The organism is Hymenobacter crusticola, assembly GCF_002154225.1.
GTDB lineage: Bacteria > Bacteroidota > Bacteroidia > Cytophagales > Hymenobacteraceae > Hymenobacter > Hymenobacter crusticola.
In genome coordinates, this window is record NZ_MTSE01000141.1 from 1 (window position 1) to 420 (window position 420).

1 protein-coding gene is annotated in these 420 nt (G+C 65.0%); it reads right to left on the minus strand.

Annotation, left to right across the window (positions count from 1 at the left end; genetic code table 11):
• The coding region (locus BXP70_RS30250; RefSeq protein ID WP_179197920.1) for a hypothetical protein at positions 1 to 420 on the minus strand (420 nt) is incomplete at both ends.

A 420-nucleotide genomic window follows, 5' to 3' on the forward strand; every position in this document is an offset into this window, starting at 1 on the left:
GCCGTAGCTAATGGCGGTGGTGAGGTCCGTGGGCAGGTCGTAGCGCACGCGCAAGTAGGTGCCATCGGCTTGGCTGAGCCACGCTTCCGGCGCCAGGTGGTAGCTATCGAGCGCCTCGGCCAGCATGTCGAGCTGAGCATTCGTGCGGCTCAGGATGCGATAGTGCTGACCAGGCAGCAGGTTGCCGGCCGTGGCGGCTGCCTTGGCCGTGGCATAGAGCATCGGCTGGTAGTTGAGCCGCTGCGAGATGATGGTGTTGACCACGCCCGAAATGTTGGGCTGTGGCCGTTCGGCGAGGAGCCAGTTGGCGTCCTCCTCGTCGCCGGTGGTCGGCGCCGGAATGTTCGGCGGCAGCAGGTTGCGCTTGGCCGAGTAGAACTGCGTGACGCCGTTTTTGGTGTAACGCACCACCGACACGTC